This is a genomic window from Janthinobacterium sp. BHSEK (genome assembly GCF_056174685.1).
Genome location: NZ_JBWBYV010000047.1, coordinates 23,090 through 42,418 on the forward strand (window position 1 = coordinate 23,090; position 19,329 = coordinate 42,418).

The window sequence follows — 19,329 nt, forward strand, 5'->3', positions numbered from 1 at the left end:
GACAGTCATGAGCAATCTGCTTCCCTACGCCTACGCGCGCGATTTCGGCTTGCTGGCACGGCCCGGCGCCCTTGAAGGCGCCCCCGTCGAGGTACTGGTGGCCGCTTCGACGGCGCCGGCGGCGATTGCCGAGGTGTCGCGCCGTTTCGGCCAGATCCAGTTGACGGTGCTGCCGCGCGCCGAACTCGATGCGGCGATTGCCGGCGCCTACGCGGGCGGCGGCGGCGATGCGTCGCAGATGGCCGATGAATTCGACGCCGACCTCGATCTCACCAAGCTGCTGCAGGACGTGCCGGCCATCGAGGACTTGCTCGAATCGTCCGACGACGCGCCCGTCATCCGCATGATCAACGCGCTGCTGACGCAGGCGCTGCGCGAAGGCGCCTCCGATATCCACATCGAGCCGTTCGAGCAGACCTCCGTCGTGCGCTTCCGCATCGACGGCAGCCTGCGCGACGTGGTGCGTCCCCGCAAAGCCATCCACGGCTCGCTGATTTCGCGCATCAAGATCATGGCGCAGCTCGATATCGCGGAAAAACGCTTGCCGCAGGACGGCCGCATCACCCTGCGCGTGGGCGGCAAGCCTGTCGACGTGCGCGTCTCGACCCTGCCTACCGGGCATGGTGAACGGGCCGTATTGCGCTTGCTGGACAAGGAAGCGGGCCGTCTCGACCTGCAGCACCTGGGCATGAGCGCGCCCATGCTGGGGCAGTTCGATGGCCTGATCACGCAGCCGCACGGCATCGTGCTCGTCACGGGTCCCACCGGTTCGGGCAAGACGACGACGTTATACGCGGCGCTGTCGATGCTCAACGCCACCACCACGAATATCCTGACGGTGGAAGACCCGATCGAGTACGACCTGGCCGGCGTGGGCCAGACGCAGGTCAATCCGCGCATCGACATGACATTTGCCAAGGCGCTGCGGGCGATTTTGCGGCAAGATCCCGATGTGATCATGATCGGCGAGATCCGCGACCTGGAAACGGCGCAGATCGCCGTGCAGGCGTCGCTGACGGGCCATCTGGTGCTGGCGACCCTGCACACCAACGACGCCTCGGCGGCCGTCACGCGCTTGCTTGACATGGGCATCGAACCATTCCTGCTGTCGTCGTCCCTGCTGGGCGTATTGGCGCAGCGGCTGGTGCGCAAATTGTGCGGTTCCTGCAAGACCTTCGACGGGCAGTACTGGCAGGCGGTCGGCTGCGAGCAGTGCGGCCAGACGGGCTACCAGGGCCGCGTGGGCGTGTATGAACTGCTGCGCACGACGGAGCAGATCCGCGCGCAGATCCATAACCGCGCGTCGGAAGCGGAAGTGCGCGCCGTGGCCCTGCAGGACGGCATGACGAGCATGCGCGACGACGGCGAACGCTGGCTGCGCGACGGCACCACCACGCAGGCCGAATTGCTGCGCGTGACCAAAGACTAGGCCCGCCACCATGCCCGCATTCCGTTATGAAGCCGTCGACGCCCAGGGCGCCACCCGCAAGGGCGTGCTCAATGCCGACAGTCCCCGTTCCGCGCGCGCCGAGCTGCGCGTGCAAGGCCTGGTGCCGCTGGCCGTCGAGCCGATCGCCGCGCAGGTCGACGCCGCCGGCGTGACCAAGCGGCGCGGCTTCGGCGAGCGCCTGTCCAGCACCGAGCTGGCCCTGTTTACGCGCCAGCTGGCCAGTTTGCTGGAAGCGGGCCTGCCGCTGGAGCAGGCCTTTTCCGCGCTGCTGGAACAGGCCGAGCGGCCGTATCTGCGCGACCTGATCGCCTCGATCCGCTCGGAAGTGATCGGCGGCGCCGCGTTTTCCGACGTGCTGGCCCGCCATCCGCGCGATTTCGCGGAAATCTACCGGGCGCTGGTGGCGTCGGGCGAGCAGATCGGCCATTTGTCGCGCGTGCTCTCGCGCCTGGCCGACTATATCGAACGGCGCAATGCGCTGGTGCAGAAGGTCAAGCTGGCGTTTACCTATCCGGCCATCGTCACCGTGGTGGCGTTTTCCATCGTCATTTTCCTGCTCACCTATGTGGTGCCGCAGATCGTTTCCGTATTCGCCAATACCAAGCAAAAGCTGCCCATGCTGACGGTGATCATGCTGGCGCTGTCGGACTTCGTGCGCCACTATGGCATCGTCGTGGCGATCGTCCTCGCCGGCGCCTGGTTCGCCTGGCGCCGCGCGCTGCAGCAGCCGGCGTTGAAGCGGCGCTGGCATACCTGGCTGCTGACGGCGCCCCTGTACGGGAAATTCGAGCGCAGCCTGAATACGGCGCGTTTTGCCAGCACGCTGGCCATCACCACGGGGTCCGGCGTGCCGATCCTGCGCGCGCTCGACACCAGCCGCGACACGCTCACCAATGTGGCGATGCAGGAACTGGTGGCTGACGCCAGCGGCGCCGTGCGCGAGGGCGTCAGCCTGGCGCGCGCGCTGTCGGCGCAAAAGCATTTTCCGCCCATGTTGATCCACATGATACGCGCGGGCGAAATCACGGGCGAGCTGCCGGCCATGCTGGAACGCGCCGCCAGCGCGCAGGAGCAGGACCTGGAACGCCGCACGCTCACCATTGCGGGCCTGCTGGAGCCGGCCCTGATCCTGGCCATGGGCGTGGTGGTGCTGTTGATCGTGCTGGCCGTGCTGATGCCGATTATCGAGATTAATCAGCTGGTGCGTTAAGAGAAATATCAAGGAAACCATGAAGCGTTTGCCACAACTTGTAAGCTTGCTCGCCGTCGTGGCGCTGTCCGTGTCGCTGGCCTACTGGGCCATGCAGCTGTTCAAGGCGCCGCAGCGCCCCATCAATCCACCCGCCGTGCCGGTGGTGCAGGATGCCAGCGTGGAGGCGGGCGCTTCGCTGTTCGGCGGCCAGGTCAGCGTGGCTACGGCCAGCAACTACCAGCTCAAGGGCGTGGTCGCCGCCAGCAATGGCCGCGGCAGCGTGGCCATCATCTCGACCGATGGCAAGCCGTCCGTGGCCTTGCCCGAGGGCGCCGAGGTGGTGCCCGGCGTGACGGTGCTGGAAGTGCATGCGCGCCATGTGCTGCTGCGCGATGGCGGCGTGAGCAAGCGCATCGACCTGGTGGCCGATGACAAGGCGCTGGCCTTGCCGGGGCCCGTGTCCGCCACCCCGGCGCCGGGGCCGGCCCCCGCGCCGGCAACGAACCTGGTGCCGCCGCCGCTGCCGATGGAGCAGCAGCGTCCGGCGACCGTGATGCCGGCGCCGCCGCAGGTGAGCGGCAGCGTGCCGCCACCGTCGAATTAACGCCGTTCTTATCGTATTTTGCCGATGGCGCCGTGCCGCCATTGCCACAGGAGTCTTCATGTTCTCGATCCGTGCCGTCCTGGCGGGCTGCGTGGCGGCGCTGTGCGCCTTGCCGCAAGCCGCCGCCGCTGACGTCCCCGCTGCTGCCGCAACTTCCGTTCCTCCCCTGGCCGTTCCTGCGCCCGTGCCGGCGCGCCCGCGCATTGCCCTGGTGCTGTCGGGCGGCGGCGCGCGCGGTCTCGCGCATATCGGCGTATTGAAAGTGCTGCAGGAGCTGCATGTGCCGATCGACATGGTGGTCGGCACCAGCATGGGCGGCGTGGTGGGCGGCGCGTACGCGGCCGGCGCTTCCGTGGCGGACCTGGAAAAGATGGCGCGCGATACCAACTGGGCGCGCGTGGTGGCCGACCGGCCGCCACGCGACGAACTGGCGTTCCGCCGCCGCGAGGAAGACTTATTGCTGCCGTCGCGCATCGAGTTCGGCACCAGCCGCAACGGCATTTCCACGCCGCCGGCGGCGGCCAGCAATGCGGCGCTGGAAATGGCCTTGAACCGGCTGCTGCCGGCCGGCATGCGCGACCGTCCCGCCAGCCAGCTGCCGCTGCCTTTCCGCTCGGTGGCCTCGGACCTGGTCAATGGCGAGCTGGTGGAACTGGTCGACACGCCCCTGTTCCTGTCGATGCGCGCCTCGCTGGCCGTGCCGGGCGTGTTTGCTCCCGTGCGCGTGAACAACCGGCTGGTGGTCGATGGGGGCCTGGTGCGCAACCTGCCCGTCGACATGGCGCGCGCCATGGGCGCCGACATCATCATCGCCGTCAACGTGGGCACGCCGCTGGCGCCGGAAAAAGAGCTGGGCAGCGCCATCGGCGTGGCGCAGCAGATGCTGCAGATTCTCACGGAGCAGAACGTGCAGCGCTCGCTCAAGGAGCTGCAGCCGCAGGACATCCTGGTGGCGCCGGACTTGACGGGCGTCAGCTTCCTCGACTTTGAAAACTATGCGCGCGCCATGCGCGCCGGCGAACAGGCGGCGCAGGCGCTGGCCGCCCGCCTGGCTCCGCTGGCCCTGCCGCCGGAACAGTATGCGGCGCGCGAGCAGCTGCGTCTGGCGGCGCCGGCGCTGCTGGACGTGGCCCTGCCGCTCACGCGTCTGGCCGTGGAAAGCGAAGGCGATATCAATCCGCGCATCCTGCAGGCGCAATCGGGCCTGGTGGAAGGGCAGTCGGTCAGCCAGGAAGATGTGCTCAAGGCGGCGGCCAAGCTGTATGGCCGCGGCGACGTGGCGCGCGTGGAGACGGAGGTGGTCGATGCGGGCGACCAGCGCGCCGTCACCATCAAGGCGGTCGAGGCGCCGTGGGCCAGCAGCCGCCTGCGCGTGGGCCTGGAAATGGCCAGCGATTTCAGGGACAGCAATACCTTTGCCCTGAAGCTGCTGCACGTGCGCTCGAATCTGAACAGCTGGGGCGGCGAATTGCGCAGCATGGTGCAGATCGGCACCGCGCGCAACTTCGGGGTGCAGTACTGGCAGCCGCTCGGTGCCGGCAACCCGTGGTATATCGCGCCATCGCTGCAGTACACTTCCCAGGCGGTCGACCTGTTCGACAAGGGCCGGCGCAATGCGCGCGTCGCTTACAGCGGCCAGGGCGCCAGCCTGGTGCTGGGGCGCCAGTTCGGTTTCTGGGGCGATCTGCAGTTCGGCATCACGCGCAGCGAAGTCAAGGCGGACATCAGCATCCCCGCCGACCCGGCCTACCCCAAGGAGCGGGCACTGGGCACCAACCAGTTCGTCCAGTTCCGCGTCGACACGCTCGATTCGCCCGGTTTCCCCACGCGCGGCGTGCTGTTCGACGCCACCTGGACGCGCTCCGCGACCACCGGTACGGGCGAATCGGGCCTGGGGCGCTCCGCCATCACGGGCCTGAAGGCGTTTGGGCGCGGCAACTGGGCCGGCCACGTGTATGGCGAATGGGCGCGCGCGCAGCGGGGCGAGGCGCCGCTCAGCCTGGGCGGCTTCCTGCGCCTGTCCGGCACGCAGTTCGAGTCGGTGACGGGGCGCAGCGTGGCCCTGGCGCGCTTCGTGATGGCGCGCCGCATCGGTTCCCTGCCCAGCACCCTGGGCGGCGCCGTGCGGGCCGGCTTTTCGCTGGAAATGGGCGGCGGCTTCGATCAGAGCGAGCGCTGGAAAGCCACCAAGTTCACGCAGGCGAGCAGCGCCTTCATTTCGGTCGATACGCGCTTCGGTCCCGTGTACGTGGCCTCGGGCGCATCGAAGGGCGGCGAGAGCACGCTCTATCTGTTCCTGGGCCCTGTCTGGTAAGGGGTGCCCGGCGCGGCGGGCGCCGTGCTGCGGCGCAGGGCCGTGAAGGCGGCAAATTCCCATGAGCGAAAGCCCAGCAGCAGGGTAAAGCCGTCGCGTTCCTGCGGCCCCAGGCGGCGGTCGTTCTGGTGCAGGCGCGCCAGTTCTTCGGCCAGCTGGCGGATCTTTTGCACCAGCTCCTGTGCGCTCGACAGCGACAGGCGCGCCGGGATGCACATCAGGGTTTCACCGGCGCCGTCGAAATGCCCGCTGAAATAATCGGCCACCACGTGTTCGCGGAAGTACAGCTGCACCGGGCCGTCGGCCAGCCAGTGGAAGGCGTTCGAGACGCGCAGGCTGTAGCGGTTCAGCGGCTTGAGTTCGATCAAGCCCAGCCGGTCCAGTTCGGCCAGGCAGCCGATGCATTCGGCCTGCGTCAGCGCATACGTTTCCACCACCTGTTCCAGGCTCCAGTGGCCGAGGCAGCAGATCGCCACCAGCAGCAGGCGCGGATGCGCCACCAGCGACTTTTCCTGCACCAGGGTGAGCGTGTCGGCATGCGGCGTGATGTCGGCCGCGCCGCGCAGCACATCCTCCATGGCGATGCCGGAAGCCTTGCAGATCAGGGCCAGGCGCGACAGCGACATGTCGTGCTGGCCAAACATGCGCTTGACGCTCGACTCGCTCATGCCGATGCGCTCGGCCAATACCTTGTAGGTGATGCCGGCGGCGCGCAGTTGGGTGCGCAGCACGCGCAAAACCAGTTCAGGTGAACTCACGATAGTTCCTTTATGCAAGTTTGGTAGCGGTTGACGGTACCGAATGTAGCCGTTAATGGCACTTTGCACAAGATGATAGTACTTTTCGGCGAAAGCGATGACACTCCCGCTTGTGGCTCGCGCAGCGCGCTACAACCAGGCAATCCATCCACTTGTAGAGGTTATCCATGTTTCCATCTTTCCGTTTCCCCGCAGCGCTGCTGGCGCTGGTCGCCATCGCTCCCTTGCATGCCGCCGCCGCCGAACCGGCGCCAGGTTCCATCTATGCGGGCGCCAGCTATGGCTTTCGCGCCAGCACGGGCCTCGATTGCATCGCCGGACAAGGCGATTGCGACAAGAGCAGCAAGCGCAATGGCAAGGCCTACCTGGGTTACAGTTTCGACGCGTTGCCGTTTCAGGGCGGCGTGGCCCTGCCTTCGGTTGAGCTGGTGGGGTACATGGGCGGCGAGGTCAAGTCCGGCTTCGACACGGGCGCCGGCAAGCGTGCTGGCCGCGGCAAGTTCACGGGCCTCGGCATACAGGGCGTGCTCGGCTACCAGTTTGACGCCTTTACCCTGAGCGGGCGCGCCGGTGCCGCGTACACGCAGGGCAAGGTCGATTATCTGGGCGGCGGTTCGGACAAGAAGGACAAGATCGGCCTGACCTACGGCATCGGCGCGGCGTATGCGCTGAACCGGAACTGGTCGCTGCACCTGGACTGGGACCGCGTGCCGGTCAAGTACAGCAGCAAGCAAACGACCAAGGTCGACATGTTTTCGCTGGGCGCGTCCTACCGTTTCTAAGGGGATGATGCTGCGGCAGAGAGTGGCCTGATGGCGGACGCCCCGGAACGGGGTGTCCGCGGGCGGCCTATTTGTCCGTTTCTACTTTCAACAGCAGTTTCGCCAGCAGGCGTTTTTCCTGCTGGCGCTGGCCTGACACGGTTTTCACGTGCGCCCCGGCGGCGCGCTGCAGGGCTGCAGTGGCGACGGGGTTGCGCGGTTTTTGCGAGGGTTCGACGCGGAACTGCATTTTCTGCCGCGTCGCCAAGGCCTTGTTTGCCATCGGTTTCCCCCTTCTTTCTTACAGCACGTAGCGCGACAGGTCCTCGTTGACCGACAGCGCTTCCAGGCGTTCGTTGACGTACGCGGCATCGATCAGCAGCAGGTTTTCCGTCGTGCTGCTGCCTTCGCTGGCCGTAAACGACACTTCTTCCAGCAGCTTTTCCATCACCGTGTGCAGCCGGCGCGCGCCGATGTTTTCCGTGCGCTCGTTGACCGAGTAGGCGATTTCCGCCAGGCGCGTGATGCCTTCCGGCGCGAATTGCAGTTTCAGGTTTTCCGTCGCCAGCAAGGCTTCGTACTGCATCGTCAGGCAGGCGTCGGTGCTGGTGAGAATGCGCTCGAAGTCCGCAATCGACAGCGATTCCAGCTCCACGCGGATGGGGAAGCGCCCCTGCAGTTCCGGGATCAGGTCCGACGGCTTCGACAGATGGAAGGCGCCGGAGGCGATGAACAGGATGTGGTCCGTGCGGATCATGCCATATTTCGTGTTGACGGTCGTGCCCTCGACCAGCGGCAGCAGGTCGCGCTGCACGCCGGCGCGCGAGACGTCGGCGCCGCCGGACTCCGAGCGCGAGGCGATCTTGTCGATTTCGTCCAAAAACACGATGCCGTTCTGCTCGACGTTCTGGATGGCCTTCTGTTTCAGCTCATCTTCGTTGAGCAGCTTGGCCGCTTCTTCCTCGACCAGCAGTTTCAAGGCTTCCTTGATCTTGACCTTGCGCGCCTTCTTGCGCTGCCCGCCGACGCCCGAGAACATGGACTTGATCTGCTCCGTCATTTCCTCCATGCCCGGCGGCGCCATGATTTCCATCTGCGGACCCGCCTCGGCCAGCTCGATCTCGATTTCCTTGTCATCGAGCTCGCCCTGGCGCAAGCGCTTGCGGAAGGTCTGGCGCGTGCTGTCGCCGCTGCCCGTGTCCACGGCCGCTGCCGTATTCGGCGTGAAGCCGAAGTCGCGCGCCGGCGGCACGAGGATGTCGATGACGCGGTCTTCGGCCGCATCTTCGGCGCGCGCGCGCACCTTCTTCATTTCCAGCGCGCGCGTCTGCTTGATGCCGATGTCGATCAGGTCGCGGATGATGGTGTCGACGTCGCGCCCCACATAACCGACTTCGGTAAATTTGGTCGCTTCGATCTTGATGAACGGCGCCTCGGCCAGCTTGGCCAGGCGGCGCGCGATTTCCGTCTTGCCGACGCCCGTGGGGCCGATCATGAGGATGTTCTTGGGCGTGATTTCATGGCGCAGGGGTTCGGCCACCTGCTGGCGGCGCCAGCGGTTGCGCAGGGCGATGGCGACGGCGCGCTTGGCCTTGGCCTGGCCCACCACGTGTTTGTCGAGTTCGGTGACGATTTCCGACGGGGTCATGTTCATGATCATAGTTGGCTTTCTATCTTTCTTTTGCGTAGAGTGCCCGAAAAACGTTCAGGGCAAGGCGCGTGGCCGCAGGCAGTACCTTTTTGTACGCCCAGGCCATGCAACGCAGCCATGGGCGTTTTCTCGGGGACTCTTAGTCCAAGGTCTCGATAATGTGCGACATATTCGTATAAATACACAGTTCCGCGGCGATGGTCAGCGATTTCTTGACCACGTCGGCCGGCGACAAGTCCGTGTTTTCCTGCAGCGCCTTGGCGGCGGATTGGGCGTAGGTGCCGCCCGAGCCGATGGCGCCGATGCCGTCTTCCGGTTCCAGCACGTCGCCATTGCCCGTGATGACCAGGGTCGACTCGCTGTCGGCCACCAGCAGCATCGCTTCCAGGCGGCGCAGCACGCGGTCGGTGCGCCAGTCCTTGGCCAGTTCGACGGAGGCGCGCAGCAGATTGCCCTGGTGTTTTTCCAGCTTGCCTTCAAATCGGTCGAGCAGGGTAAAAGCGTCGGCGGTGCCGCCGGCAAAGCCGACCAGGACCTTGCCCTGATACAACTTACGCACTTTACGGGCCGTGCCCTTCATGACGATGTTGCCGAGCGTTACCTGGCCGTCGCCGCCCAGGGCGACTTGCTTGCCGCGCCGGACGCAGAGGATGGTGGTGCCGTGAAATTGTTCCATAGTGACCTCAAAAGATTCGTGCCGATGCGTGCAAGGCCATGCGATTGCGCGCCCATGCTGCAAAAGTGGGGATGGAAAAGGCAATTGCAAGCGGCATGTGCCACTGCCGTGCTTGCTTCAGTGTAGGCCGGCGCGGGGCGAAAAAAAAGCACGCAACCTGGGTTGTGTGCTTTTTTATTCGCCATCGCGGGACCGCCGGGGCGGCCGCGCAAGGGGCGGGACGATCAGTCGCCGTACAGCTTTTGCTTCAGTTCGCGCCGTTGCTGGGCTTCCAGCGACAGGGTGGCGGTCGGACGGGCGATCAGGCGCGGGATGCCGATAGGCTCGCCCGTTTCTTCGCACCAGCCATAGTCGCCGGCGTCGATGCTGGCGATCGATTGCTGCACTTTCTTCAGCAATTTGCGTTCGCGGTCGCGCGTGCGCAGTTCCAGCGCATGCTCTTCCTCGATGGTGGCGCGGTCGGCCGGGTCCGGTACGAGCACGGTTTCACGCAAGTGTTCCGTGGTTTCGCCGGCGTTTTTCAGCAGGTCTTTTTCGAGCTGCTGCAGGCGCGCCTTGAAGAATGCCAGTTGTGCCGGATTCATGTAGTCATCTTCGCTCATGGCGCGAATTTGGTCTTCGCTGATGAGAGGGATGTCTTGGTTGGCGGCCGGGGTCGATTTATTAGTTTTGGTCATAACTTCGCTTACCTTCGATACGACAGAGTTTTCAAATTGATCAGTTGATGCGGCGATACCGAGCAACTGTACAGGTTCCGCTTGGCATTGCTGTCCCGCTGTACTGCGTGCGACCTTGGCTTGCCGGCGAAAGCCAGGACTACCGGCCGGCCATGGTGCCATGTTGATAACTTTTTACCGCTCTATGCCTGTCGCGCTATGCGCGCGTCAACGGGCGTGTTGGGTGGATCGCTTGCATGCCTGGCATGCGGCCAGCGGCAGTTTGCCAGCATTTCATGACAGGCGAACGACATGGGCCGTTTTCGTCGCTGATTTTGGCACGCTTTGCCTTATATTGCCATCCCGATTTGTTGACTAGCCGATCAGAGACGGCTACTTGTTGGTTTATACCAGCAAGATGGATGTCGGACAGCGGGAAAGCGTGCTTAACTTTCCCTTTTGTTTCTGCTTTGCAACGGGTATTTTGCAAAACCCGGCTAGTTTATACCAAACATTGTTCGAGTCCGCGAATAAAAATGTCTTTTGGTAGATTTTTGCCAATAAACACCATTTTGCTGCCGCGCACTTCGTTTTCGCCCCATTTGGCGCCCAGGTCGCTGCCCATCAGCTGGTGCACGCCCTGGAAGACCACCTTGCGTTCTGCGCCCTGCATCAGCAGCACGCCCTTATAGCGCAGCATGCGCGGGCCATACACTTGCACCAGGCCGCCGAGGAACTCGTCGAGCTTGGCGCTGTCGAACGGTTGCGTGCTCTTGAAAACAAAGGCGGCGATATCGTCGCTGTGCTGCGCATGGTGATGGTCGGCATGGCCGCAATCGGCGGCACAGGCGTCGCTGTGCTCATGCGCGTGCTCATGGCCGTGCTCATTGCCGTGCTCATTGCCGTGTGCATGTGCGTGCTCGTGGCCGTGCGCGTGGTCGTGCGCGTGGTCGTGATCGTGGACGTGCGCCGTCTCTGTCTCCAGGAAATCCGGGTCCAGTTCCAGTTTTTCATTCAGGTTGAAACCGCGGATGTCGAGCACCTCGGCCAGCGGCGCGCGGCCAAAATCGACCTTGGCGATGGGCGCGCGGGGATTGATGCGCTTCAGGCGGCGCGTCAGGACGGCCACGTCGTCTTCACTGACGAGGTCGGTTTTCGACAGCAGCAGCTTGTCGGCAAAGCCCACTTGCCGCTGGGCTTCCTCGTATTCATCGAGTTGCTTCATGGCATGACGGGCATCGACCACCGTGATGATGGCGTCGAGCATGTAGTGGCTGCCCACTTCCTCATCGACAAAGAAGGTCTGCGCCACGGGGCCGGGATTGGCCAGGCCCGTCGTTTCGATGACGACGCGGTCGAACGCCAGCAGGCCGGCGTCGCGCTTGCGCGCCAGTTCCGACAGGCCGACGATCAGGTCGCCGCGCACGGTGCAGCAGATGCAGCCGTTGTTCATCTCGATGATGTGTTCGTTGCTATCCTGCACCAGGATGTCATTGTCGATGTTTTCCTGGCCAAACTCGTTTTCGATCACGGCGATGCGCATGCCATGGTCTTCCTGCAGTATGCGGTTGAGCAAGGTGGTTTTGCCTGCGCCCAGGAAACCGGTGAGGATGGTGGTTGGAATCAGTGCCATGAGATGCCTATGCTGTAATCGGTGGTGCCGCCGCGCAAGCGGAAGAATGCGGACGATTATGCCGGAATTTTGCAAAAGCTTGCAAATGCGCGCCCATCCGCTTGATATGGATCAGGCCGGCCAACGGGCGCGGCTGTCTACTTCGCCTTGGCGCGGGGGTGCGCCTGGTCGTACACGTGGGCCAGATGCTGGAAATCGAGGGCCGTGTAGACCTGGGTCGAGGTGATGCTGGAATGGCCCAGCATTTCCTGCACGGCGCGCAAGTCGCCCGACGATTGCAGCACGTGCGAGGCGAACGAGTGGCGCAGCACGTGCGGGTGCACGTTGGCGGGGATTTCCGTCGTCAGCGCATGCGCCTTCAGGCGCAGCTGCAGCACGCGGGGCGAGATGCGCGTGCCGCGCGTGCTGAGAAACAAGGCGGCGCTGCCATCGGCCGCAGGCGGGCGCACGGCCAGCCAGGCAGTCAGGGCGACGAGGGCTGCCTTGCCGACCGGCACCTTGCGCATCTTGCTGCCCTTGCCCGTGACGATGACTTCGAAGCTGGCCATGTCGAGCCAGCCCAGCGAGGCGGGCTGGCCATTCTCGGCCTTGCAGTAATGGGTGTCCAGGCTGGTCAGTTCGGAGACGCGCAAGCCGCTCGAATACAGCAGCTCGAACATGGCGCGGTTGCACAGTTGCTCCGGCTCGGCAGCGCCTTGCTGGTGTTGCGCGGGCGCCACGAGGCGCACGGCGTCGTCCACTGACAGGGCTTTCGGCAAGGTCTTGGCCCGCTTGGGGGCGCGGATGCCGTCGACGGGATTGGCGTCGAGCGCCGTTTCACCGCTGAGCCAGTTGAAGAAGCCGCGCCACGACGACAGCTTGCGGGCGATCGAACGCGGGTCCAGGCCGCCGGCATGCAGCTTGGCCGTGTAGCGGCGCACTTCGTTGTGCGCCAGCGCCGTCCACGGCGTATTGCCGCTCAGTTCCAGCAGGGCGCGCAGGTCGCGCCCGTAGGCGTCCAGGGTATGCGGCGACAGCTTGCGCTGCGTGGCCAGCTGCGCCAGGTAGGCGTCGAGCCACTCGGCCTTGCCGCGCGCCTCTCCCATGGCTGACTCAGGCAGGCGAACCGGCGCGCAGCGCGGCCAGGGCGGCGCTGGCCGTGGCGCCGATATGCACGAGGAAATCGGTGCCCATGCTCGACGTAAAGCGTTCGCTGTCGGGCGAGCCCAGCACCAGCAAGCCGAAGGTGCCCGTGGTGTTCGGGGCGCGCAGGGCGATCATGACGGTCGATTCGATCTTGTCCGCCTGCAACCAGTGCACGGCTTCGAAATCGCGGTTGCTGCCGCAGTACGGCGTTTGCAGGCTGTTGGCGAACATGCGCACGTCGGCCGTGACATCTTCCGTGAACCAGCCGTCAGCGTGTTCCGGCAGCACTTGCCACAGGCGCAGGCTGACGTAGGGCACGTCGAAATTGCTTTGCAAGGCATCGACCAGCACGCGCGGCATGTCCGCATCGTGGCGTACTTGCAGCATGGCCTGGTTCCAGCCGTGGAACTTGCTGGCGATGTCGCCATTTTCCTCGGCCAGGCGACTCAGCTTGGACATGCGCAACTCCAGCGCCTTGTACTTGTCGCGCATCACTTCCATCTGCCGCTCCTGCAGCGAGATGGTGCGTCCCGTCAGCGGGCTGCTCAGCTTGACCTCGCCGAGCAGCGCGGTATGCTCTTCGAAGAACGTCGGATGCTCGCTCAGGTACTGGGCGACGGTGCTGGAATCGAGTGTGGCGGTCATTGAGAATATCTGTCAGTGAAAGTTGAACGCTTCATTCTAACCGAGAGTGCGGCGGCATAGGCGCAAAGGGCGCGGCGCCCGTGCATTTTCCGCGCGCCCATGAAAAAAGCGGCATGGTTGCCCATGCCGCTTTGTATTCGTTGCTCAGCAATCACCCGCGAAGGGTGACAGGCGAGGCATTAGAAGTTGTGGTGCACGCCCAGACCGATGTAGTTGGTCGTAGTCGAAACGTTGTAGTTGGTCGTGCTGGCTGCTTTCTTGTTCGAAATATCTGCGTACAGGTAAGTACGCTTCGACAGATTGTAGTCGTAGCCCAGCGATGCCTGCTTGGTTTTGACTACGCCATCCGGCGTTTTCTGACCGTAGCCAGCGCGGACCTTGCCTGGGCCGACGTCGTAGTTGGCGCCCAGTACCCACGATTTGGTGCCGGTATTGATGATCTTGAAGTCGTCATCTTTCTGGTGTTGGATCGACAGCATGACTTTCAGCTCAGGAATCGGATTGACCGACGCACCGACCGACCACAGCTTGGCTTGCAAGCCATTGCGCTCGTAGGCGGCCATGGCGGCAAATCCTGGCGAGGCGTACGTCACGGATACCGAGTATGGATTCGATGCAGGCGCCACATTGGCTGGCACGCCGAAGTTGCCGGAGGCATTCGTCGTTGCGTTCGGTGCGGTGGCCAGGAAGGCATTATTGTTGTTCGCTTCCTTGGCGGCCACGGTGGCGTTGAACTGGAAGCCGCTGATGACTGGCGAGTTGTAGAACACGGCATTCGAGAAGCGGTTACGCGAGTTGCCTGGCGCGCTCAGCGGATCGCTGGTGTAGCCGGCCACGGTCAGGTCGGTCTGGAAACCGGCTGGCGTAGGCATGCCCGACCATGGTTCGAAACCGGTGCTCGTTTCCTGGAACGCGGTCAGGCCACGGCCCAGGCGCACGGTACCGAAGTCGCCTTGCAGGCCGACGCGGCTTTGACCCTGGAACAGCGGACGCGAATTGGCGCCCGAGGTGTTTTCTACGGTGCCGGTATCGGATTCATAGCGAATTTCCAGTTGGAAAATAGCTTTCAAGCCATTGCCCAGATCTTCCGTACCCTTGAAACCCAGTTTGTTGTTGTCGCGCTTGGTGACGGCGGTGGTCGAACCAGTCGCTTTGCCCAGGCCTGCATCGATCGTGCCGTAGATTTGGACGGACGACTGCGCTTGTGCGGTTGCGGCAAAGGCGCCGAAGAGTGCGAGGGCAACGAGTGATTTTTTCATGTCTTATTCCCTATTAAAAGTGAGTTCCGTCCGAGATCCGAGCAGATTGAAATGCGCTAACTGTCGCGTTTCGATGAATGAACCTTAATTCGTCGGCGCGCAAGACGTGCGGGATTGGTCAAATGTGCGTGAAAAGATTGGTGAAAAGCGGCATAACTGCATGCCCCTGTTGTATTTTTGTAACGCGCGGTTTCCGCCAGTCCCGCACCGATGGCACGCGTTTTCCCATCGCCACCGTAGCGGCGTATTGTGATATTTGCATGTTTTGGCCAGGACATTGTTGCGCTGAATCAAGTTCCTGAGGCCGCTTTGGCGGATTTACGACACAAGGACGTTACACTAAGGGCGGGCCTGAACCGATGGGCCTGGAGATGGCTGACCACTAATTATTAGAATCATTGACTCAATATCGAGAATCGATGGCAAATCGCGAAACATTAGGATTGATCAAGGGCGCACGGGCTGGCGATGTCGCTTGCCAGCTGGCGTTGGGACGGGTGTACCTGTTTGGACAGGGGGTGCCGCAAAGCCTGCCGACTGCCTTGCACTGGCTGGCGCGGGCGGCCCAGGAGGATAGCCAGGAAGCGTGCTTGCTGATTGGCACGCACGTGCCGTTCGACGTGGCGCAACCGGCAGCCAAGGCGCTGATCCCGTATTACGCGCAGGCGTTCGATGCGGGCCTGGTGCAGGCGGGCCTGGTGCTGGCGCAACTGGTGCTGGGCAACGCCGCCAGCCACAGTGAAGCCTTGCGCGCCAAGGCGCGCGTGGCGCTGGACGCCGCCGTGCGTGCCGGCTTGCCCGATGCGCAATGGTTGTTGTCCCTGCAAGAAGGATCATCCGTAGCGTCCGGGCCGGACGCCAGCCTCGCCGGCGAGCCAGCCCCCGATGGCGATGCGCCGCTGCACGCCTGGCTGGAGCAGGCATGGAGCCAGGGCAACCATGCGGGATTTCTGTCGCAAGGCTTGCCGCTGGCGCGCGCGCTGCTGCAGCGCCAGGCGGCGGCCGGTGCGCGCACGATCGCCCTCGACGCGCAGCAGGTGCTGTTGCTGTCGCGTTGCGCCCAGGCATTGGCGCCTGGCGGCGATGCGGAGGGCTGGCAGTGCTGCGAGCTGGCCGCGCATGGCGGCGACCGCACGGCGCAGCTGGAGCTGGGACTCGGCTATGCGCGCATGGATGCGCATGGCCAGCGGCTGGCCACGCGCAATGGCGCGGCCAATTTCAAGCGTGCCGTGCGCTGGCTGACGCAGGCGGGCGAGCAGGGACTGGCCGAAGCCTGGTTCGTGCTCTCACGCATCTACACGAAACCGGAATTTTCCCAGCGCAATGTGGTCGAAGCGCATTTCTGCCTCGAGCGTGCCGCCGACCTGGGGCATGGCCCGGCCCAGCTCGAATGCGGCATGCATGCCTGGCGTAATCGCCGCGACGGCGTCAACAACGATGTGCGCGCCGTGTACTGGCTGCTGCAGGCGCAGGCGCAAGGCAGCCGTGAAGCGGAGGCGGCGCTGGCGCGCATCGCGCCGCGCGGCGAGCCCGGCGACTGGGGCCAGTGCGCCGCCCTGCACGCCGATGAGCCGCTGCGCCAGCTGGGCCAGAGCCACCCCCTGCTGGCGGCGCGCCTGGAACTGGCGCGCTGCTTCCATCTGTCGCGTGCCGAGGCGCTGCTGCTCGATATCCATGCGGCCGACCAGGGGCATTGTTTGCTGATCGATATCAGCGCCACGCATGGCCGCGGCAAGCGGCGTCTGGCATTGATCCGCACGGCGCAGGAGCGCCAGCTGCTCGATCAGGTGGTGCGCCTGTTCGAGCGCGTCGATTGCGGCGTGGCGGGGCCGGAAGGCAATTACCGGCAGCGTTTGTACCGCCTGAAGTGCTACCTGGCCGAACTCGGTGTCGCACAGGAACAGCAGTTCCTGGCGGCCTGACCTTTACTTCTGACCTTCACCCGTCTACAGCTCGATCGTGCCTTCGAACACGGTCACGGCCGGGCCCGTCATCAGGACGGGGTGGCCGGGGCCTTGCCAGGCGATCGACAGTTCGCCGCCGCGCGCGCTGATGCGCACGGGGGAATCGAGCCGGCCGCGCAGGATGCCGGCCACGGCGGCGGCGCAGGCGCCCGTGCCGCAGGCGAGCGTTTCGCCCGCGCCCCGCTCATACACGCGCAGTTTCACGTGCTGGCGGTCGACGACCTGCATGTAGCCGGCGTTGACCCGGCGGGGAAAGCGCGGGTGGTGCTCGATGCGCGGGCCCGACTGTTCCAGGTCTTGCGCGTCGACGTCGTCGACCACTTGCACGGCATGCGGGTTGCCCATCGAAACGACGGACACCAGTACGGGGGCGTTCTCGCCCGGCAACGCCAGGTCCAGCGGCCACAGGGTGCCGCTGCCTTCCGCCACGCCGTCCAGGCCGCTGGCGTCGAACGGCACCAGCGCGGGTTCGAGCACGGGCGCGCCCATGTCGACCGTGATACTGCCATCAGGTTCCAGGCGCGGCGCGATGACGCCGGCCATGGTTTCCACGCGGATGCTGGCCTTGTTTGACAAGCCTTTTTCGCTGACGAACTTGACGAAGGCGCGCGCGCCGTTGCCGCACTGTTCCACTTCGCCGCCATCGTTGTTGTAGATGCGGTAGCGGAAGTCGCAGCCGGGCAGACGCGGCTTTTCCACCACGAGGATCTGGTCGGCGCCGATGCCGAAACGGCGGTCGGCCAGGCGCTGCCACTGGGCCGGCGTAAAGTCGATGTCCTGATTGATGGCGTCGATGACGATGAAGTCATTGCCTGCGCCATGCATCTTGGTAAAGTGGAGTTTCATGTTCTGCCGTATCACTTGTGCTGGTTATAGAACGAGGCTTCGCCTTCCGGACGCGTCTTGAAGCGTTTATGCGTCCAGAAATACTCGGCCGGTGCTTCGCGCACTCTTTCCTCAATGAACTCGTTCATGCGGCGCGTGGCGGCCGTGATGTCGTCGCCGGGATAATCGTCCCAGGCCGGGTAATAGGTCACTTGCCAGCCCTGGTAGTTGGGCAAAAAAGTGGCGATGACGGGAATCACCTGCGCCTTGGCGGCCAGCGCCAGGCGCGCCGTGGCCGTCAGGGTGGCGGCCGGCACGCCGAAGAAGGGCACGAATTCCGCATCCTTTTCGCCGAAATCCATGTCCGGCAACATAAAGTAGGGCAAGCCGTCGCGCAGCGCGCGCAGAATCGTCTTGATGCCGTCCTGGCGCGTAAACAGCTTGGGCGGCTTGAAGCGCGAGCGGCCGTTGCGCAAGGCCTGGTCGAAGGCGGCATTCTTTTGCTGCACGTACATCGACGAAGCGGAAATTTCCATGGCCGTGGCGGCGCCGGCCACGTCGAGGCAGACGAAGTGCGGGCACAGCAAAATGGTGGGCTTGGCGGCGATCTGCTGGCCCGGGAAGGCGGGCACTTTTTTGATCAGGCGGTTCAATCGCGCTTCCGACGACCACCACAGGATGCTGCGTTCCCACACGCTGCGCGAGTAGGCCTGGAAATGCTGGCGCGCCAGCGCCACGCGCTCGGCTTCCGTCAATTCCGGCATGCACAGGCGCAGATTCGTCAGGGCGATCCTGCGCCGCGTGGGCATGGCGATGAACAGCAGGCTGCCGACGGCCACGCCGAAGCGGCCGAGGATGGGCAAGGGCAGCCAGTGCAGCAGCCACATGAAGGCGATCAGCAGTCTCATGCCTGCTCCTTGGCGGCCTCGGGCGTCGCTGGCGTGGGCGGCGGCGCACCGCGCGGCACCTTGTAGCGATTGTAGCTCCACAGGTATTGCGCGGGGCTGCGCGCGATCAATTGTTCCATGGCCGCATTGATGGTGCGCGCCTGCTCGGCCGAGGTACTGTCGAGGGATTCGGTGAACGGCACGAAATGCACGACGTAGCCGCGTCCGCCCGGCAGGCGTTCCGCGTAGGTGATGATGACTTCGGCGCCGCCCATCTGCGCCAGCTTGGCGGGCAGGGTCATGGTGTAGGCGGGGCGGCCGAAGAAATCGGCCCACACGCCTTCGCCTTCCTGCGGCACCTGGTCGGGCAGCAGACCGATCGGTTGTCCCTTTTTCAGGCACTTGGCGAAGATGCGCACGCCCGACATGTTCGCCGGCGCCAGCATCAGGTTTTCGCGCGCGCGCGCGCCTTCGATCAGCGGTTTCAGGGCGGCGCGCTTGGGCGGGCGGTACATCACGGTGAGCGGCGTGCGCAGGGCGATCTGCTGGGCGACGATTTCAAAGCAGCCCAGGTGCGGCGTGAGGAAGACGATGCCGCGGCCGTGCTGCAGCGCTTTTTCCACCAGTTCCCAGTTTTCCACCGTCGCATGGCGCGCCACGCGTTCGGCCGGCGCGCACCAGATGAAGGGCAGTTCCAGCACGCTCTTGCCCGCTTCGGCCACGGCCGTGTGCAAGTGTTGCGAAAACCCCGCACCTTGCATGTTCTCGCGCATGCGGCGCCGGTAGGACGGCGAAATGGCGTAAATCACCCATCCCAGCGCAGCGCCAAGGCCATGCAGGACGGGCAGTGGAAAGAGGGACAGGAAGCGGAAAATTGGGACTAACATGTATAAGCTGTTTCCAGGAATGGCGTGTTGCCGTGCCAAAAT

At 64.5% G+C, this 19,329-nt stretch carries 18 protein-coding genes; 6 read left to right on the forward strand and 12 right to left on the reverse strand.

The features are described from left to right. Window positions 1-7: 7 nt before the first annotated feature. The 4 genes from gspE to AC0V2Y_RS16825 are packed head-to-tail and all read left to right on the forward strand — an operon-like array spanning window position 8 to window position 5,560. Window positions 8-1,429, forward strand: coding sequence for a type II secretion system ATPase GspE (gene gspE / locus AC0V2Y_RS16810; RefSeq protein WP_475415871.1), 1,422 nt, complete (start codon window positions 8-10; stop codon window positions 1,427-1,429). Between the two features lie 10 nt (window positions 1,430-1,439). Continuing rightward, on the forward strand, window positions 1,440-2,660 hold the full coding sequence (gene gspF / locus AC0V2Y_RS16815; RefSeq protein WP_475415872.1) for a type II secretion system inner membrane protein GspF: 1,221 nt from the start codon (window positions 1,440-1,442) through the stop codon (window positions 2,658-2,660). A 19-nt stretch (window positions 2,661-2,679) separates the two neighbouring features. Then, the gene (locus AC0V2Y_RS16820; RefSeq protein WP_475415873.1) at window positions 2,680-3,246 is read left to right on the forward strand and encodes a type II secretion system protein N; all 567 of its coding nucleotides are present in this window, start codon (window positions 2,680-2,682) and stop codon (window positions 3,244-3,246) included. 58 nt (window positions 3,247-3,304) lie between these two features. Next, window positions 3,305-5,560 carry a patatin-like phospholipase family protein gene (locus AC0V2Y_RS16825; protein WP_475415874.1) on the forward strand — a complete coding sequence of 752 codons (2,256 nt, stop codon included), beginning with the start codon at window positions 3,305-3,307 and terminating at the stop codon, window positions 5,558-5,560. Here the strand turns inward: AC0V2Y_RS16825 and AC0V2Y_RS16830 are convergent. Next, window positions 5,533-6,318, reverse strand: coding sequence for a helix-turn-helix domain-containing protein (locus tag AC0V2Y_RS16830; protein WP_475415875.1), 786 nt, complete (start codon window positions 6,316-6,318; stop codon window positions 5,533-5,535). The genes AC0V2Y_RS16825 and AC0V2Y_RS16830 overlap by 28 nt on opposite strands. A 167-nt stretch (window positions 6,319-6,485) precedes the next feature. Between AC0V2Y_RS16830 and AC0V2Y_RS16835 the strand changes: the two genes are divergently transcribed. Then, entirely contained in the window at window positions 6,486-7,100 is a 615-nt protein-coding gene (locus tag AC0V2Y_RS16835; protein WP_475415876.1) for an outer membrane protein, read from the forward strand. Between the two features lie 67 nt (window positions 7,101-7,167). Here the strand turns inward: AC0V2Y_RS16835 and AC0V2Y_RS16840 are convergent, their stop codons facing one another. The 8 genes from AC0V2Y_RS16840 to AC0V2Y_RS16875 all read right to left on the reverse strand — a co-directional run bounded on the left by AC0V2Y_RS16840 (window position 7,168) and on the right by AC0V2Y_RS16875 (window position 14,724). Then, on the reverse strand, window positions 7,168-7,362 hold the full coding sequence (locus AC0V2Y_RS16840; protein WP_034753063.1) for a hypothetical protein: 195 nt from the start codon (window positions 7,360-7,362) through the stop codon (window positions 7,168-7,170). Between the two features lie 18 nt (window positions 7,363-7,380). After that, entirely contained in the window at window positions 7,381-8,733 is a 1,353-nt protein-coding gene (hslU, locus tag AC0V2Y_RS16845) for an ATP-dependent protease ATPase subunit HslU (RefSeq protein ID WP_475415877.1), read from the reverse strand. Between the two features lie 136 nt (window positions 8,734-8,869). Then, window positions 8,870-9,406, reverse strand: coding sequence for an ATP-dependent protease subunit HslV (gene hslV / locus AC0V2Y_RS16850; RefSeq protein ID WP_034753065.1), 537 nt, complete (start codon window positions 9,404-9,406; stop codon window positions 8,870-8,872). Between the two features lie 224 nt (window positions 9,407-9,630). After that, window positions 9,631-10,083: an RNA polymerase-binding protein DksA gene (gene dksA, locus AC0V2Y_RS16855; protein WP_034753066.1), complete on the reverse strand. Its 453-nt coding sequence runs from the start codon at window positions 10,081-10,083 to the stop codon at window positions 9,631-9,633. Between the two features lie 481 nt (window positions 10,084-10,564). Then, window positions 10,565-11,695 (reverse strand): CobW family GTP-binding protein, encoded by a 1,131-nt coding sequence (locus AC0V2Y_RS16860; protein ID WP_475415878.1) that lies wholly within the window; start codon window positions 11,693-11,695, stop codon window positions 10,565-10,567. A gap of 137 nt (window positions 11,696-11,832) precedes the next feature. Then, window positions 11,833-12,780, reverse strand: a complete 948-nt coding sequence (locus AC0V2Y_RS16865; RefSeq protein WP_475415879.1) for a tyrosine recombinase XerC — start codon at window positions 12,778-12,780, stop codon at window positions 11,833-11,835. 7 nt (window positions 12,781-12,787) lie between these two features. Continuing rightward, on the reverse strand, window positions 12,788-13,465 hold the full coding sequence (locus AC0V2Y_RS16870) for a DUF484 family protein (RefSeq protein WP_475415880.1): 678 nt from the start codon (window positions 13,463-13,465) through the stop codon (window positions 12,788-12,790). A gap of 179 nt (window positions 13,466-13,644) precedes the next feature. Next, window positions 13,645-14,724, reverse strand: a complete 1,080-nt coding sequence (locus tag AC0V2Y_RS16875) for a porin (RefSeq protein WP_475415881.1) — start codon at window positions 14,722-14,724, stop codon at window positions 13,645-13,647. A 419-nt stretch (window positions 14,725-15,143) separates the two neighbouring features. Between AC0V2Y_RS16875 and AC0V2Y_RS16880 the strand changes: the two genes are divergently transcribed. Then, complete coding sequence (locus tag AC0V2Y_RS16880) at window positions 15,144-16,646, forward strand: tetratricopeptide repeat protein (RefSeq protein ID WP_475415882.1); 1,503 nt, start codon at window positions 15,144-15,146, stop codon at window positions 16,644-16,646. Between the two features lie 24 nt (window positions 16,647-16,670). On the opposite strand, the gene dapF is transcribed toward AC0V2Y_RS16880, so the two are convergent. From dapF to AC0V2Y_RS16895, 3 genes are read right to left on the reverse strand one after another with little or no spacing between them, the layout of a single operon-like run. Continuing rightward, window positions 16,671-17,534: a diaminopimelate epimerase gene (gene dapF / locus AC0V2Y_RS16885; protein ID WP_475415883.1), complete on the reverse strand. Its 864-nt coding sequence runs from the start codon at window positions 17,532-17,534 to the stop codon at window positions 16,671-16,673. An 11-nt stretch (window positions 17,535-17,545) separates the two neighbouring features. Continuing rightward, the gene (locus AC0V2Y_RS16890) at window positions 17,546-18,421 is read right to left on the reverse strand and encodes an LpxL/LpxP family acyltransferase (protein ID WP_475415884.1); all 876 of its coding nucleotides are present in this window, start codon (window positions 18,419-18,421) and stop codon (window positions 17,546-17,548) included. Beyond that, window positions 18,418-19,287 (reverse strand): lysophospholipid acyltransferase family protein, encoded by an 870-nt coding sequence (locus AC0V2Y_RS16895; protein WP_475415885.1) that lies wholly within the window; start codon window positions 19,285-19,287, stop codon window positions 18,418-18,420. Before AC0V2Y_RS16895 ends, AC0V2Y_RS16890 begins: the two co-directional genes overlap by 4 nt. Window positions 19,288-19,329: the final 42 nt, after the last annotated feature.

Coding starts and splice junctions, on each gene's coding strand:
- gspE (WP_475415871.1), top strand. CDS start 8: ATGAGCAATCTGCTTCCCTACGCCTACGCGCGCGATTTCGGCTTGCTG.
- gspF (WP_475415872.1), top strand. CDS start 1,440: ATGCCCGCATTCCGTTATGAAGCCGTCGACGCCCAGGGCGCCACCCGC.
- AC0V2Y_RS16820 (WP_475415873.1), top strand. CDS start 2,680: ATGAAGCGTTTGCCACAACTTGTAAGCTTGCTCGCCGTCGTGGCGCTG.
- AC0V2Y_RS16825 (WP_475415874.1), top strand. CDS start 3,305: ATGTTCTCGATCCGTGCCGTCCTGGCGGGCTGCGTGGCGGCGCTGTGC.
- AC0V2Y_RS16835 (WP_475415876.1), top strand. CDS start 6,486: ATGTTTCCATCTTTCCGTTTCCCCGCAGCGCTGCTGGCGCTGGTCGCC.
- AC0V2Y_RS16840 (WP_034753063.1), bottom strand. CDS start 7,362: ATGGCAAACAAGGCCTTGGCGACGCGGCAGAAAATGCAGTTCCGCGTC.
- hslU (WP_475415877.1), bottom strand. CDS start 8,733: ATGAACATGACCCCGTCGGAAATCGTCACCGAACTCGACAAACACGTG.
- hslV (WP_034753065.1), bottom strand. CDS start 9,406: ATGGAACAATTTCACGGCACCACCATCCTCTGCGTCCGGCGCGGCAAG.
- dksA (WP_034753066.1), bottom strand. CDS start 10,083: ATGACCAAAACTAATAAATCGACCCCGGCCGCCAACCAAGACATCCCT.
- AC0V2Y_RS16860 (WP_475415878.1), bottom strand. CDS start 11,695: ATGGCACTGATTCCAACCACCATCCTCACCGGTTTCCTGGGCGCAGGC.
- AC0V2Y_RS16865 (WP_475415879.1), bottom strand. CDS start 12,780: ATGGGAGAGGCGCGCGGCAAGGCCGAGTGGCTCGACGCCTACCTGGCG.
- AC0V2Y_RS16870 (WP_475415880.1), bottom strand. CDS start 13,465: ATGACCGCCACACTCGATTCCAGCACCGTCGCCCAGTACCTGAGCGAG.
- AC0V2Y_RS16875 (WP_475415881.1), bottom strand. CDS start 14,724: ATGAAAAAATCACTCGTTGCCCTCGCACTCTTCGGCGCCTTTGCCGCA.
- AC0V2Y_RS16880 (WP_475415882.1), top strand. CDS start 15,144: ATGGCAAATCGCGAAACATTAGGATTGATCAAGGGCGCACGGGCTGGC.
- dapF (WP_475415883.1), bottom strand. CDS start 17,534: ATGAAACTCCACTTTACCAAGATGCATGGCGCAGGCAATGACTTCATC.
- AC0V2Y_RS16890 (WP_475415884.1), bottom strand. CDS start 18,421: ATGAGACTGCTGATCGCCTTCATGTGGCTGCTGCACTGGCTGCCCTTG.
- AC0V2Y_RS16895 (WP_475415885.1), bottom strand. CDS start 19,287: ATGTTAGTCCCAATTTTCCGCTTCCTGTCCCTCTTTCCACTGCCCGTC.